Here is a 15426-nt window from a genome sequence, read left to right as displayed (position 1 = left end):
TGGTCTTGCTCCTTGTTGTTGAACGGTTAGTGTGACTTCACCGTTCATAAAGCAATGACCATGCCAACCTTTATTGCATTGTTTTTAAATGGAAAAGTAATATCGTCATTTTCCCTAAGTCAAATTTGAGCAAGAAATTGCGCAGATTTTGCATTTGTTCTGATGGTGGTTGTTTAGTGAGCGGGTGTCATCCATTTTTATGTGATATTTATCACATAATGTGCTCTGTGCGATCGCCGGATCCTGGCGGAAGAGTGTGCGTCGGGGCGAGGCAGACAGGATAAAAAGGGCCGCGCGTTTTACTCATGACATCATCATCAGGGGAGGTGACGCCCTGAGCTGTCATTTCAGTTTGGTCAGTGATGGATACATTCTTTTTTAATACGGCAAAACAGGGCAGGGAAGTCATCGAAATGCGACTTATTGGGCTGGCGTGATACTTTTTCGTGAAATTGTCAGACTTGGTTTTTTATGCAGTGTAGCGAAAAGGATATTCTGAAATGGTTTTCTGAAAGTATTCTGAAATGCAAAGGGCTGCATACGCAACCCCTTGATAAATTTGGCTCCTCTGACTGGGATCGCCTTTGCCAGCAACTGGCTAATAAGTAAGCTAAACCTGAAATCCTCTCCTGTCAAGACCACCAAAATGACCACCAATAATGATCACTAATAGCCTTTGTTTTTCATCACTGGATTGCTAATGTAGTCCCTCCTAAATTTAGTCTTACCGAGTAATAGAGTTCTCTGATTAAAATACAACCAATAGATGCTCATCATGAAGAAAGCGCGTTTCACTGAAACTCAGATCCTGCGGGTTCTGAAAGAAGTTGAAGGGGAACGGCATGTGAAGGATGTGTGCCGGGAAAACGGTGTATTGGAAGCCAGCTATTACAACTGGAAATCCAAATATGGCGGCATGGAGTCCTCTGACATCAAACGGATGAAAGAGTTGGAAGAAGAAAATCGCCGATTAAAGCAAATGTACGCCTCCCTGAGCTTATATCATGAAATTCTTAAGGATGATGTTGTTTCAAAAAAACTTTAACGGTGTCTGAGAAGCGTGAGCTGGTGCGTTATGTCATGACGGAACATCCGGCCAGCGAACGACGCGGGTGCCGGATTATCGGTATCAGTCGAAGTCTGTTGCATTATTGCCCGAACACAGCACGGGATCGGCCTGTGGTCGAGGCACTACAAAAACTGGCGCATCAGTATCCGGCCTATGGTTTTGGGCTTATGTTCAATAAGTTACGTCAGGCAGGCTCCCTGTGGAATGCAAAACGGGTTTACCGGATCTATCGATTGCTAAAACTCAACTTTCGGCGTAAAGGGAAAAAACGCTTACCTAACAGGCATCCACAGCCGTTGGTTATTCCGCATAGAATGAACCACTGTTGGTCAGTTGATTTTATGAGTGATGCCTTGAGTGACGGGCGGCGATTCAGGTTATTTAACGTCGTCGATGACTTTAATCGGGAAGCGCTGGCCATCGAAGTTGACCTAAATATACCGGCTCATCGTGTTGTGCGTATTCTGGAGCGATTAAGTGTAGAACGAGGCTACCCGACTTATATACGAAGTGATAACGGGCCAGAACTCACTGTAGCGGTCTTATCCGAATGGGCAGAGAAGCATGGAGTGATACTTAATTTTATTCAGCCCGGAAAGCCGATGCAGAACGGATTTATCGAGCGATTTAACAAAACGCTGCTTACAGAAATACTGGATATGTATCTGTTCAGAACATTGTCTGAAGTGCGAGAACTAACAGAAGGCTGGCGCACAGAATATAACGAGGAACGCCCACATAGCTCACTGGGTGATATGCCACCCGTTATCTATGCAAGGCAAAAACTGGCTGGAGATCCTCATTGGCGGTGGTACTAAAAACTGGAGGGACTACAGAAAGACCGCAGAAATATGGAAAAGCGTATAAAAATCGCCAGTCAGTAGCTTAACTGACTGGCATTACTCACCGGAAGACGTGTTTTTATTTCAGGTCTAGTGGTTTTTATAATGCTCAATTATATATTGAAATGAAGCTATATAATGTGAGGTTTACTTATCTAAAAAATTACATAAATGATTAGCTAATGCCTTCGCTAATATTGGCGGTACAGCATTACCAATCTGTTGGTACTGAGCATCTTTAACCCCACAAAATACAAAACTATCGGGGAAAGTTTGTAAGCGAGCAGCCTCACGAATGCTCAAAGCTCGATTGTGAATAGGGTGAATCCACATGGATTTTCTTACATTTACTACTGTTCCCGAAGGCTCATTATATTTTAATCTCAAATAAATTGTGTTTTGTGTTCGTGAACTATCTGAGTAGGTAGTCTTAAGCTCTAATGGCAAATCATGAAAGTTACAACCTTGTTGAATTACTTTAAATCTTTCTAAAGCATGTGGCGTAGTTTCTGTAGATACGTGATTATAAAGCATATCAGAATTACGAAGTTGTTGTCCTAATTCACTAATAGAGTCCTGTGCTATCGAAAGCTTAATACCAATATTACCTTCATTAACAGTAGTTGCCACTTGGATATTTTCAATATCTTTTATGGCATCCTCAACAGTTCTAAAATGGCCTTCTGTGAAAGTACCTTCGGGTAAGGTTATATCCTGGGCTATCTCTTTTTTAACGCCCATAATGACAAAGCGCATACGTTTTTGTGGGGCTCCGAAATGGACCGCTGACAAAACACCTTTTGTAATATTATAACCGTTGTCTTCAGCACCAAGTATTGACTCAACATAATCAACTACGGCCATAGACATAACATTTGCAACTAATCCATTTTTTATAGTGTATTCTTTTACATCTATATTGTTGTTATGAATCTCCATAGCTTTAGAAAGCATCCTTTGAATCATAATTACTGGTTCAATTGTATTGCATAAGTGAACGGTGCTTTTATTTGTTTGAATACTATTGAAATACTGAGTGATAACTATCCCTGCAAGGTAATTATAATGCGTAATAGGATCGTTTGGTTTGTCTTTATGTTTTAAAATAAGTTTTTCCGCAAGAGAAAGTAATCTCTTTTTATGTTTCTCTAGGGTGGTTTTTAGTTTGTTTTCGTTATTTCTAAATTTATATACAACATTAAGAACGAAATAATTTTTTTCATTCCATAAATACTCTTCTAAGCTAATTTTGTTGCTAACAATATTAATAACGCCTTCAAATATAAACGGCTTGTCTAGAAGTTGAATTTCAGCTGGTATTGTTTCGATGCTGTATTTTTTGATTATATCGTTATCTTTCTCATCTACGTAGAAACGGTGAACTTTTGATTGGAGTAGGCTTACATTTTCCATTACAAAAGCCTTCGGATTTAAATTAAGGACAGCCTGAATAAACTTTTTGACAAGTGAGTTATTTTGGCTAACTGCATGATTTTTTTGGCGATTAGCACTTGAAAACCCTTGACAAGGCGGTCCACCAATCACTACATCAACCTGCCCAAGTTCTGCTTTTATTGTATCTGAAAGTGCATGTTCAACATCGCTATACATAGCAACATTATCACCGTGATTTCGTTGATATGTCTGCCGGGCACTAGAGTTCAATTCGAAAGCAGCTTTGATCGAGAATCGTTCTGTCTGAAGAAAACCATAGCTGAGCCCGCCGGCACCAGCGAACAAATCTACTATACTATATTTCGATTTTAACTTAACCTGTTCGCTCATTGTTTGAGTCCATCTTCCCTTATATCTTTAACTCTTTGAAATATATATATTTAAGGCTTGTATCTCAATGTTCAAAGAGCATAGCGTACGTAAAAACACACCCCAAGCACGGGATATAACATCATATTCTCGCATTTTTTTTCTGAATTTTCAATGTACTTATAATGAATCCAGCATTATATGTCAGCTAATTTGACCATTTCAGTCTGTAAGATTTTTTTCATACTGTTCGCTTAAGCAGTTTTCTATTTGGTCTGAAATATTATAGGAAATACTCTGAACACTATCCCAGCAATCTTCACGTTTACACCACTGAGTAACATTTTCTACACTGCGTGAATGATCTGTTAGCTTATAATAGACCTTTTCAGACAATTCTGTTAATGCTTCTTGGACTGCATTAGGTACGGTCTGTCGTGTCCATATAGAAATTAAATCCAAATCTTGGGTTTTAAATTTTTTTATTATCAACTTATGCAGTAAGGCAATCGTGTATGTTATAATGTTGGCGCGATATCCTTGTGAATACCATGATTGATGCGGTATCATTCTTTCCATATATTTAAACATTAACATTAGTGCGATAGTTTCTTGAAAGTATTTATCCCCGAATTGTAATAGCTCTTTTTGTTTACTCCACTCTTTAGTTGTTTTATCCGCAAAATCTGTGAAATTAGTTTGTGCACCACGGCTTACAATATGTGGAAAACCAGCCCAAGTATTTCTCACCTTTGCAAGGTCGGTCTTAGTAATTAATTGATTTTTAGGGTTTTGTAAAAGAAATTTTTTCTTCTCGGCTCGAGTTAAGCGCATCTGCTTTTGAAGATACTGTCCTCGTGTTCGTTCATAGAACCATTTAGTGTCAAATTGAGAGCCATTGATTGCTCTTGCGTATAGTTGTTGAGAGCATCTTTCCATGCACACATGAAATGGGTGTGTTGAAAAAAAATCAGCATCGCTTACCTTATTTTGACTGTTAGATGAGCGTGATATATCTTGAATAAGCTTTGTTGCATCTTCTTCAGGAATTTTTTCAATAACGGTAAGCTTCATTTGTACGAAAATTGAACTTAGATCGTACTTATCTTTATACCTTGTATTTGATAAAGAGGCTGTCGTTTGTCCTCCATTTATTATCTGAAAGTCTTTCGCTGCTATAAGTCGTTGACCATCAGGAGTAAACTCAGTCGACACATTCATCGCAGTTGCCGAAATACCATTATTATAGGCAAAAAATCTTTCAGGAGATTCAATGATAGTTGTACGAATTTTTTTATTAACTGCAACCTTAGTAGATAGGAATGAACGGATATTTCCCTCTAAAAGTAAACTGCCATATTTGTCATAGATATCAGCCAAGACAGACCCTGGAATAATACAGAGATAACTTTTGAAATCTTTTGTTATTGTTTCACTGGCATTTAAATAAGGAATGCCATTAGGTGTATACTCTTTGAAATCAATTTCAACAACATGTCTTCCTGAATCAGAACCACACATTTTAAATAAACGTTCAATACTCCATATTTGACATTCAGTGGGTATATCATCGATGTCTTCTGACTCCAGATTGACAATATTTGTACTGATGATTGAGTTTGAAAAAATAAGAAAGCGATACTTTTGTACCTCAAACCTTTTTTCCTTTATCAAGTCTACTAGATCCCAGCATGGTCTACTCATTTCTAACCTATGATGAATAGAAGTATTTTTTGTTTCGTGTACGAAATTTAGCAGACGATTTTGCAATTTTTTTGCTTGCTTTCTCGATAATATTCGTTCACTTCCAGAACCATCATAATCTGCAATTATAAGATTCATTGTTTTGTCGAATTCATCATATGCATAACCGTCAACGCGAAATTTTTTATTATATTTACCAGTACCTTCGAAATAAGATGCAGTAAAATCTAGCAAAAATTCAGCTTCTTGTAGGTAATGAGCAAAAGCAGATACAAAAGACGCACAGGATCCATCCCCTGTCACCGATGCATTGACTTTTACCTCTTCCAAAAAGTCTTTTTTAAAATCCTGTGCGTCCATATCTCATCCTTTTAACCATTTATCCAAAGAAGGCAGACTTAATGCGTAATTTAAAGAAACTACTTCATTTGGCACGTTGTTTTTTATAATCCTTGGAAAGGAGTCATTGACAATATATCTCTGCATTTTTGAGAAATGGTATTTTGTCTCTGAATATTCTTGTAAATCTATATATCCATAGGAAGTAAGCTTTTGTTGAAATGTTTCTAGTGCTTCTGTATGATATGATGATTTTTTTCTGATCCGATAAACAACATCATTCAGAGAAATTGCATCAATTCTACTTGAAGCAACTTTATCAATTCTCATAATCACGGGCTCTCCTATTTCATTACAATCTAATTGCTCTAATGATGAAATAGTAACACTTGATGCTGAAATTCCAACGGCCTTAATTTCATACCATCCTTCTGGATACATAAAATCTTGGTCTGTAGCTTCTGGACCTGACCAACCTTTAATAGCATATAGCTTAGAATTACAACCCTCCATGTATTGTTCCAAAAAGAGTAGTTCACCTAAAAATCCTTTGCGCATATGCTCATCCATTACCCCTTTTTCTTGCGACTCAAGTAGCTTGGTCCACTGCCTGTAACGACTTATGACCAAAGTTAGAGCTTCCTTTTCGTCTGTCGCTAAACGCGAATTCTCTATAATGTCACAGCAAAGAATTGCGAAAACATCCTGTTGTGCATTTCTCAATAGCTCAAATGTTAATATCCAGCGGTTATCTATTTCTCGACGACGACGGCTTACAAGCATTGACTTCGAAGATTCGATAGCATTGATATCCATATTACACAATAATAGTAAAGTTCGCTGACTAATTGATTGATATCCAATATGCCATTCAAGATGGTGCTGGATATTAATCTGTAAAAACCCTCCATCCTTATAATCAATATCTTCCCATTGTTGAAGGAGTATTTCAGGAGTCAATTCCATTCATCATCTCCTTCATCTTCAATGAAGTCATTGTAGCCACGAAGCTCAATTGGGTTGACCATATAATTCGCTGTTTTTTCCTCACCATTTGCTGGGATCCCTATTCCCAAAGCAAAAAGGTGATCAGGGACTTTTATATTATCTTCAATTTGACTACGTGTTCTATCAACTTCAATCACATGAAGGATTAAAATAGGGTTTCGTGGTATGCAAAGATATGCTTTATCAGGAATATGATGTGCTTTCGGATTTTCCATCCTGAATTTTTTTTCGGCTGCTTTCTTTTGTTCATCGTTTAAGCCAACTTTTGTCGCACCACCAGCTCCTACTCGTACTTTTGTTCCGCTAATGCAAATCTGGGTGCCAGCAGCCTTAACGGTACGAGATTCTGGCATAATTTCAATTATGTCATCACCACAACTGAGAGCATAGCCTTTAATTCCACTTCCTTGCGCTATATAAACATCCCAATTACCTATATTCGAATCATCTTTTATAGAATCGGCAAGTGCAACACCTTGAAAGTTAAGTTGCCAAGGGTGTGTTTTAAAATCTCTAAGTAATTGTTCTATCTCATCTTTGTGAACTTTTCCCCAGAAAAATTTCTCATCCTTTCGTTCAACTCTCACACCAATATCGGATAACCGATTAACAAAATCTTTAAAAGTTTCCTCGTTTAAATTTAGGGATTTTGTATCGGCTTTCAAACGGGGAGTTTCAAGCAGTCGCCCTGACACTGTAATGGGCCGCTTGACATATGTTGCAGCTCTCATTTTGTTTTTTGCTGTAACTATTAGAGATGTAGGGTCTTGGCGAACCTTTAAACCAAAATCCATCGGTGTAAGGTTTGCATTTTTCATACGAGCAACTTCAAGTTTTAGTTCTTCAGCGGCCGCAGTTATATAGCCATACCAATCAATTGCTTCTGAGCTAATCCAAATTTTAAATAAATCATCATAATTAGGACGATATCCAAACCATCTTCCCATTTGCAGCAATGTATCATACATAATAGAGCGACGATAAAAGTAACTAACACATAATCCTTCAAGTGTTAGTCCCCTAGATAAACTGTTTCCACCAACGGCTATAACACGCAGTCCATCATCTTTATGATTGAAATAATCAAGACTGGTTGATCCACTTTTTTGGTTAACGGCTCTTACATCAATTGGTGCAACAGCTCTGTAAAGATACTGTGTTAAGAATTGATACCATGGCATCGGGCTACTAGATTTATCGGCTTTAATGGCAAACTCGTATTTTACCCAAACAGCTTTTAGATAGGCAATGTTGGGAATGTTATCACTTTCTCTTTCTGATAAACTAGCATAGTTTTGTAAGTCTGAGCGTATTTGTATTATCCATTCACTAGCTAAATCACGGATTTGATTTTGAACATTTGTGAAACGGCTAGTGTGTATCATCATAGAGTGATGCTTATTAGCATCACCTCTGATATCGCGAATAGCAGTAGTCAGTAAAAAATATGCTATTGCTTCTATCATACTAGGCGGTAACTCTGTAACAAGATGCTCTTTCTTATGATTGAATGGAAAAAATGAATTCATTTCTGAAGAGTAAATTGGCACAAGAGCCTCGTTATATTTTGCTGGGGAATATTCATCACCTCCAAATATATCTTCTGCACCAATATAGTTAGTTGGTGGTGAAAGAGTATAAATAAAATCACGAGGGAACAAGTCATCACCTGTCATTTCATCCGCACTTTCAGGATCAATGAATATATTTGCATAGGGCGTTGCCGTAATACCAATGTAAGATGCCTGGCTGAACAATTTCAGCAAGCTACGTATTGCTTTATTTATAGCTGTCGGATCTTTTTCAGAATCGTTTGTATTTACGGATGCATTATCAGCTTCATCATCAATTAGAAGTAAGGACTTATTGATTTCTCCCCTTGCATCAGTATTATTACTTTTTAACCATCGGATAAGATTGTTGAGGATACTCTTGTTTTTCTTAATCACAAAAACAACAGTGTTGTTTACGCTTTGTAATGAAAGACTTAATTGACGTAATATATTTTTATCAAAATCCTTTATAACTGAAGTAAATGATTCTATCCTTTTTTCATGTCCATATTTACCGACACCAACAGGAATATTCTCAATATCTCTCTTCGGATTTAAAAGATATTCACTCTTCCTTCCTGAAAATTCTGCATCAAGACGTTCCTGCGTTTGCTGACGAAGATTCTCCATTGTACCAGCAAGAATAATTATTACATTATATCCAGTATCTGCAGCTTTATTACATATAGCAGTGTAGTTGGCTGTTTTTCCTGACTGTACATCTCCTAACACTAGACCTCTTCTTTGAAATGCTCCACTGCTTTTAGGATCACCAAGTAAGTCAACAATTTCATCAGATACCCGATCTAGGCTACCGGTAACACGTGAATTCCATCCTTTAGCTTCTTCGAGATACGTTTTGTATCGTTTCCAGAAGTAAAAATCTAAATCAGCTCTCCGAGCAGGAAGCCACGACTTATGATGATGTTTTTTACCGGTAATAGCTATACCTGAATCCATCTTCACAACAATTTTTTCTTTAAGTCTTCGCTTAATTTTTTCGAATTCATCATCAGTGACAGGATATAGAGGCTCAAGTAATTGACGTATTTTCCCCGCAATATTATCGAATTGAACTTCGGTTGGAGGATAGTCAGGGTATTCTTTATTAGTGCTGGAAGATATCATACCTTCCAGTTGTTCTATATTAGTTGCTACCATTTGAGTTATCTCCCTTGTAGCGATTAATAATCTGTGGGTAATTTATAAAAGGATCTGTAATTGCGAGTTGATCTAGCATGTCATTTTTTCCTGCCTTTGTAGAAATTTGTTCTAACAATCCATGCAGCATCAATTCAATTTCTTTATCAGTAATATCTATATCATTCTTGATTTTTTTCTCAGACGTTAAGTCTAGATATAGTTGATTGAATGGTATCCCTACCTCAATGGATTTGAGTAGATTTTCAAGGTTCCGTTTGATTTGAGGTATTGTATCAGAAAATGTTTTAATTAAAGGATGATCGCGGTTTATATTGTAATATACGCCCCCATCTTTTCCTTTAAATCGATGCCAGATATGTACAATTGAGTCATGAGTTTCCCGTTTTCCACGAAATTCCCATGTCCTTTTACTTTTCTCTGCAAGACCTTGAATAATAGGCGTTAGTCTATTACAGACTATTTCTGGCGGGATGGCCGTTGATTTCTTGATATCAAGTGTCCAAAGGTTGTCTAGCTCGTTGGGGATATCAATTTGTACTCGAGCTAACTTAGAGCATTCGCCCTGACGCATCATACGAAACCAAGTGCCCCAAATAAGAAGTCGCTTATTTCTATAAACATAGAACCCTTGACTTTTTCTGAGACCATCTTTCCCGCCAAGAGCTTCTATCTCATTATTTTTTAGATCAGAGGCATGTGGGAGTATATATGGACGTATAATGATTTTTGAACCTTCGCATAGTATTGATTCATCTGACATGATCTGTGTGTTTCGTTGAGAAAGAAATGGATCCGCAGGATTAATCGGAAAATTATTCATTCTTAATTGTATTTTTTTAAGGCCTGGCTCTCCACTAATATAGCGGTGAAAAACCAAGGAAAGATGTTTTCGCATATCATCCATTTTTTTTCCCATAGCACGTTCAAAATCAATCTCTCCAACTTTAAGTCTATCAAGATTTTGCCATACAACGAGAGTGCCAGATTCTATTTCTTTCAACTTTTCAATACGTGGAATTTTATTTATTTCATCATCTGACTCAAGAATTAAAAGTGACCAATCTTGGGTTGTAATGACATGGTCAATATCCCAACGTCTTGCCTCAATACTTTCCCGTTGCTTGCTGACCACTGTTAGGGTTCGACATTGAGAAAGTGATGCCGTTTTTAAACCAAGGCCAAAACGTCCTAAATCATTTTCAGTACGTTTTGCATTAGGATTTTGGCTACCATAACGCATTGCAGTGTTAAGCTCTTTCGCATTCATTCCACAACCATCGTCTATTGTGGCTATATATGAATTTCCTGTAGGGAAGAAAAAAATATCAATACATGAAGCCTGTGCTGAAATACTGTTGTCAATAATATCAGCCATTGCTGCTTCTAATGTATAACCAATCGCACGAGTTGATTCGATCAATGTCGGTGCGTACGGTGGCAATGATATGCTCTTCATGCAAAGCCCCTGTATAGGATTGAAAAGTAGTATTTTTTATGACACAGAGATTATTTTCAATTATAAATGGCAGTTTCTTCGCTGAAGACTATATCTGGCCATCGAGTGTTGATTTTTTTGGTATTTATATGTAAATTTTGCTATGGCATTTTGAATAATACGGTCTGTTCTCACGATGACTATGATCTTTTTATCTGAACTTAAATGACTATTTTTCTTATAAAATAGCTTCGGAAAGCCTAGAGATCAACTCTTTATGAGGGAGATGGGCCGGATGAAAAAATTTACCCCAGAATTTGGTCTGGCCGAGGCGTGCCGCCGCCAGACAGTCATAGTCACGACTATAAGTGATATCCACTGATTTCCTTAGAACACGTTTCAGCCAGTTTCAAAAGATAATTCAAAGTCTTAGAATGATATATCAGACAATTCCATCTGTTTGAAATTAGCCTGAAGTGTCACGGCGTGAGTGCAAATCACTGCTCACTCATTGCAACAACTATCAGAAACACTCTTGAGTTGTATCGTTAAGAATCCTGAAGGCGTCAGTAGTCTTTTTGCTCTCCTAAATAGTTTCTCATATTACCACTACACTTGCGGGATGTGGTGCCCCGTTAGCATGGGCCTAGCACAGTGAGAGGTGAAGCATCAATGTGCGATAATGAAATGGACACCTCTCTATACTGGCTTCAGTGAACCATGCTGTAAGTGCAAACCAACAGCAAAATGAAGAGGTGTCCCATGGAACAAATTATCGGAATTGACCTGACCTGCTCCCCATTGATTAACACACGACGATGTTAGTAATGTCTTCATCAGCAACATGAGGACAACCCCATGAAGAAGCGTTTTTCCGACGAACAGATCATCAATATTCTTCGCGAAGCCGAGGCGGGTGTTTCCGCCCGCGAACTTTGCCGTAAGTACGCCATCTCCGACGCCACGTTTTATACGTGGCGTAAGAAGTTTGGTGGCATGGAAGTACCTGAAGTAAAAAGGCTTAAGTCACTTGAAGAAGAGAACGCCCGCCTCAAGAAGCTGCTCGCCGAAGCCATGCTGGATAAAGAGGCACTACAGGTGGCTTTGGGCCGAAAGTACTGACGACAGACCAGAAGCGGGAAGCCGTGACAGTGATGTGCAAAGCGACAGGTCTGTCGCAACGGCGTGCCTGCAGGCTGACAGGTTTGTCCCTGTCGACCTGCCGTTATGATGCGCACCGCCCGGCTACTGATGCGTATCTGTCTGCACGTATCACCGAACTGGCAATGGAACGCCGACGTTTCGGTTACCGGCGTATCTGGCAGCTTCTGCGTCGTGAAGGCCTTTGCGTTAACCACAAACGGGTCTACCGCATCTATCATCTCAATGGCCTGGGCGTAAAACGCAGACAGCGCCGTAAGGGTCTGGCGACTGAGCGGCTTCCGCTTCTTCGCCCGGATGCGCCGAACCTGACATGGTCGATGGATTTTGTCATGGATGCACTTGCCAGCGGCCGCCGGATTAAGTGCCTGACTTGTGTGGATGATTTCACGAAGGAGTGTCTGACGATCACTGCTGCTTTCGGTATTTCAGGCGTTCAGGTCACGCGTATTCTGGACAGCATCGCGCTCTTTCGTGGCTATCCGGCGACAATAAGAACCGATCAGGGCCCGGAATTTACCTGCCGTGCGCTCGATCAATGGGCCTTTGAGCATGGTGTGGAGTTGCGACTTATCCAGCCAGGTAAGCCAACGCAGAACGGATTTATTGAGAGTTTCAACGGTCGCTTTCGGGATGAATGCCTGAATGAACACTGGTTCAGCGATATTCTTCATGCCCGGAAAATCATTAATGACTGGCGGCAGGACTATAACGAGTCCAGACCTCATTCATCGCTGAATTACCAGACGCCGTCTGAATTTGCAGCAAGCTGGAGAAATGGAAAATTAGAAGGTAAACAAACCGATATTACTAACTGATCGTTGTATCTAATACTGGGGGCAGGTCACAGTAACTCCTCGTAGGCGCAGAATGAAAAGAGTTGACAAATATACCCAATAAAAAATACTGTATGCATACACATGGAAAAGTTATTGCGAAGGTGCTAAAAACTGGAGGGACGACACTATGGCATTAGGTGAGGTCCGAAACTCGAGACCTCTCAGAAGATAGTGCTGTGTGGGGAGGATTGTTGATAAATATGCGCAATATGTGCAAAAACGAGATGGTAATAAGTGAGATAAACGTTGGTTGTGGGTATTAATGGTGTGGGTTTAGTTGTGATTTTCTCCATATGTAGTAACTTGTTTAAAAAAAAACAAGGATTTTATTCATGTCTCAAAAAATCACAGCAATTAAAGAACCCGTCATTGAATACAAAGACAAGACTCTTCATTATCGTATCGGGAAAGTGGTTGGCGAAAACGTCGATCAGACGCTGCAAGAGATGGTGGCTACAGCCCTAAGCCGCCTATCGGCTGTTAAGGATCGCTATCAAACTGTAAGCGTAGATAGTCATGACGGTGAAGATGGCGATGTCCAACAGGCACGCCAATTCATGAACAATAAAATTGAAAGATGGAATATACTTTTCAACGAGTTAGTTCGCTATAGCGATGGCACCAATAAGAGCATTATAACAATTGATGAGAATGCTTCATTTTTATCGATCGATCAAATAGCTCCGCCGGCATCAGATGATGGTAAAAGACGTGAGTTTTTAGATTCCATAATGCATATGGCATTTTTAAAAAACCATGTTGTTTTGATTCAATCCCCTATACTTAGAACAAGAGAGCTTGAAAAATATATCACATGGTTATTAAAGGCAGCTGGCGTAATTAACAAAGGTTCTGTAATGCTCAATGCTGAATTACCTAAACAGCAAAAGAGAAAAAATAATGAATAATAATATAAAGAAGGTCAGGATTGGTACTCCGTTAGTTGATACTTTAGGGAATACCCCTATTGAAAGTGCAAGAGCCTTAGTAACGTCTGAAACGATTAAAGCTAATTATATCAAAGTAACACCAAAGGGAATGGGGCTTGATATTATTAAAGTGCTATTTACAGATAGGGAGCGTGAAAATTATGGGCTCACAGATGAAATATTTTCTGGAGATGCAATAGATAAAGGTAATATTAATGTTTCTGTGGAGATTAGCTATAATTACAAAGCAAAAAAAACATCTCAGGTAATAATTAACAATATCAGCCAGGCACTTAGACATAGCCATCCAGAGGATGTTGAGTTAACACTCGATAAAGTTGGAAAGATAAAAGGCGATAACTTAATCATTAGCAGAAAAATAAAATTGAAGTTTATTAACGGCATAGCTGATCCTGAGGAGTTATATATAAAAATTCGCGAGTGGTTGATTGAACAGATCCAGTTGGGCGAATTAGATGCTGAAGCTGAGTAATATTTTTAGGGCTATTCTTTTTCTCTTTATCTTTTTTTGCTCATTTTTTTATTTCTCAGAGCCGGAAAGAATAGAGAATCTGAATGGCTGGTTACAATTGCTCGTTAGTGGAGGGGTTTTAACTCCTCTAATTACCTATGCATGGAGTTTGAAAAGTCGGTTCGAAAAATTAATTGATAGTGATGGATTGAACTCTGTTGAGACTGGTAGGTTAAGTGGAAATATATCTTCATTTATTAAAAAGATATGGTTATGGATGATTTTTTACATACTCAGTGGCGCTGTTATATTTTTATTCAATGTAATCAAGGATGATGTTGTTCACTCACGTTATTTGGGGGCTTTGTCTGTTTCATTTTTATTTGTTGCTCTTTTATCATCTATTTCTCTTCGTGATTTTGATGTCTCGCTATCAGAGTTAAAAGCAGCTATCATAGTTAGACGGAAGAAAAATGCAGAAAAGGAGGCTATGCTTAAACTACTTAAGGTAGATGATGATTTTAGTAAAAAAGAAAAAGATTATTTCAAGCATTACAATAGTGAGGAGTGACTTTTAAAGTTTAAATGAGAATTAACTTTTTAATTTCCGCACTTAATTACTCAATAATATTTACCCTCGCTTTAATCAGCGGTTTTTTATGCCTAGCATTAAGAAATAAAAATAGTCTACGATCCGTAACAAAAAACTGAAGGGTTTTATTGAACAATAACTGAGAATCGCTGAACACCAGAGAGCTAAATAACTATTTAGCTTTGACCTCTGTGACCCAGTAGCTCCCACAGCTATGAACACAACAAAACGTCCATTTCTCATACTTAATAGCAATTTCATCCTGAGTAGGAATTGTTTTCTAGGTCAAGTTGTTGTAGTTCGGCAAGCGTATAAATGCGAAAAACATTCCGATGTCGCACTTCCAGCGGGATAGGTTGATGGTTAACGATGACATGTTTGATGCTGGCGAACAGTAGTTCAAGAGCGCGTTTTTTCTGCGGGTCCGGCACGATATAGAAAACGTACATCCAGTGCTTGTGGGTACGGGCCAGTAAGTGGCTGGCGATAATCGACTGGTAGCGGGCTTTGGTTTTCAGGCGGCGCTCGGTTTCTACTGCGATGACCTGTCCCCCC

Annotated in this window: 10 protein-coding genes and 1 pseudogene; 5 read left to right on the top strand and 6 right to left on the bottom strand. The window is 38.7% G+C overall.

The features are described from left to right. The first annotated feature begins 775 nt into the window (after positions 1-775). A protein-coding gene (locus tag DCH402_RS13590; protein WP_152486927.1) for an IS3 family transposase occupies positions 776-1887 on the top strand; the annotation gives its coding sequence in 2 pieces (ribosomal slippage) (positions 776-1027 and positions 1030-1887; 1110 coding nt in all). A gap of 171 nt (positions 1888-2058) precedes the next feature. Here the strand turns inward: DCH402_RS13590 and DCH402_RS13585 are convergent. From DCH402_RS13585 to DCH402_RS13565, 5 genes are all read right to left on the bottom strand, one after another. Next, positions 2059-3696 (bottom strand): DNA cytosine methyltransferase, encoded by a 1638-nt coding sequence (locus DCH402_RS13585; protein ID WP_040001637.1) that lies wholly within the window; start codon positions 3694-3696, stop codon positions 2059-2061. 201 nt (positions 3697-3897) lie between these two features. After that, the gene (locus tag DCH402_RS13580) at positions 3898-5739 is read right to left on the bottom strand and encodes an AIPR family protein (RefSeq protein ID WP_050583311.1); all 1842 of its coding nucleotides are present in this window, start codon (positions 5737-5739) and stop codon (positions 3898-3900) included. Positions 5740-5742: 3 nt separating this feature from the next. Continuing rightward, positions 5743-6684 (bottom strand): PD-(D/E)XK motif protein, encoded by a 942-nt coding sequence (locus tag DCH402_RS13575; protein WP_040001636.1) that lies wholly within the window; start codon positions 6682-6684, stop codon positions 5743-5745. Continuing rightward, entirely contained in the window at positions 6675-9440 is a 2766-nt protein-coding gene (locus DCH402_RS13570; protein WP_040001634.1) for a Z1 domain-containing protein, read from the bottom strand. The genes DCH402_RS13575 and DCH402_RS13570 overlap by 10 nt, the downstream gene beginning before the upstream one ends. Beyond that, positions 9427-10899 carry an ATP-binding protein gene (locus DCH402_RS13565; RefSeq protein ID WP_040001631.1) on the bottom strand — a complete coding sequence of 491 codons (1473 nt, stop codon included), beginning with the start codon at positions 10897-10899 and terminating at the stop codon, positions 9427-9429. The genes DCH402_RS13570 and DCH402_RS13565 overlap by 14 nt, the downstream gene beginning before the upstream one ends. Positions 10900-11736: 837 nt before the next feature. On the opposite strand from DCH402_RS13565, the gene DCH402_RS13555 reads away from it, so the two are divergent. From DCH402_RS13555 to DCH402_RS13540, 4 genes are all read left to right on the top strand, one after another. Then, positions 11737-12857, top strand: a protein-coding gene (locus DCH402_RS13555) for an IS3 family transposase (RefSeq protein ID WP_152486926.1) whose coding sequence is annotated in 2 segments (ribosomal slippage) — positions 11737-11995 and positions 11995-12857 — 1122 coding nt in all. Because the reading frame shifts where the segments join, the coding sequence is not laid out codon by codon here. 353 nt (positions 12858-13210) lie between these two features. Further along, on the top strand, positions 13211-13786 hold the full coding sequence (locus tag DCH402_RS13550) for a hypothetical protein (protein ID WP_040001627.1): 576 nt from the start codon (positions 13211-13213) through the stop codon (positions 13784-13786). Next, a complete protein-coding gene (locus tag DCH402_RS13545) occupies positions 13779-14300 on the top strand; it encodes a hypothetical protein (RefSeq protein ID WP_040001626.1) in 522 nt (173 codons plus the stop codon). The genes DCH402_RS13550 and DCH402_RS13545 overlap by 8 nt, the downstream gene beginning before the upstream one ends. Continuing rightward, positions 14284-14850 carry a hypothetical protein gene (locus tag DCH402_RS13540; RefSeq protein WP_040001624.1) on the top strand — a complete coding sequence of 189 codons (567 nt, stop codon included), beginning with the start codon at positions 14284-14286 and terminating at the stop codon, positions 14848-14850. Before DCH402_RS13545 ends, DCH402_RS13540 begins: the two co-directional genes overlap by 17 nt. A gap of 278 nt (positions 14851-15128) precedes the next feature. Here the strand turns inward: DCH402_RS13540 and DCH402_RS13535 are convergent. Next, a pseudogene (locus DCH402_RS13535) lies at positions 15129-15426 on the bottom strand (MobC family replication-relaxation protein); the annotation flags it as partial.

Source organism: Dickeya chrysanthemi NCPPB 402 (assembly GCF_000406105.1).
Lineage (GTDB): Bacteria > Pseudomonadota > Gammaproteobacteria > Enterobacterales > Enterobacteriaceae > Dickeya > Dickeya chrysanthemi.
This window is presented reverse-complemented; position numbering and strand designations above follow the sequence as displayed.

Bases quoted from the DNA above. Each gene is read 5' to 3' on its own strand.
- DCH402_RS13585 (WP_040001637.1), bottom strand. From the start codon at position 3,696: ATGAGCGAACAGGTTAAGTTAAAATCGAAATATAGTATAGTAGATTTG.
- DCH402_RS13580 (WP_050583311.1), bottom strand. From the start codon at position 5,739: ATGGACGCACAGGATTTTAAAAAAGACTTTTTGGAAGAGGTAAAAGTC.
- DCH402_RS13575 (WP_040001636.1), bottom strand. From the start codon at position 6,684: ATGGAATTGACTCCTGAAATACTCCTTCAACAATGGGAAGATATTGAT.
- DCH402_RS13570 (WP_040001634.1), bottom strand. From the start codon at position 9,440: ATGGTAGCAACTAATATAGAACAACTGGAAGGTATGATATCTTCCAGC.
- DCH402_RS13565 (WP_040001631.1), bottom strand. From the start codon at position 10,899: ATGAAGAGCATATCATTGCCACCGTACGCACCGACATTGATCGAATCA.
- DCH402_RS13550 (WP_040001627.1), top strand. From the start codon at position 13,211: ATGTCTCAAAAAATCACAGCAATTAAAGAACCCGTCATTGAATACAAA.
- DCH402_RS13545 (WP_040001626.1), top strand. From the start codon at position 13,779: ATGAATAATAATATAAAGAAGGTCAGGATTGGTACTCCGTTAGTTGAT.
- DCH402_RS13540 (WP_040001624.1), top strand. From the start codon at position 14,284: ATGCTGAAGCTGAGTAATATTTTTAGGGCTATTCTTTTTCTCTTTATC.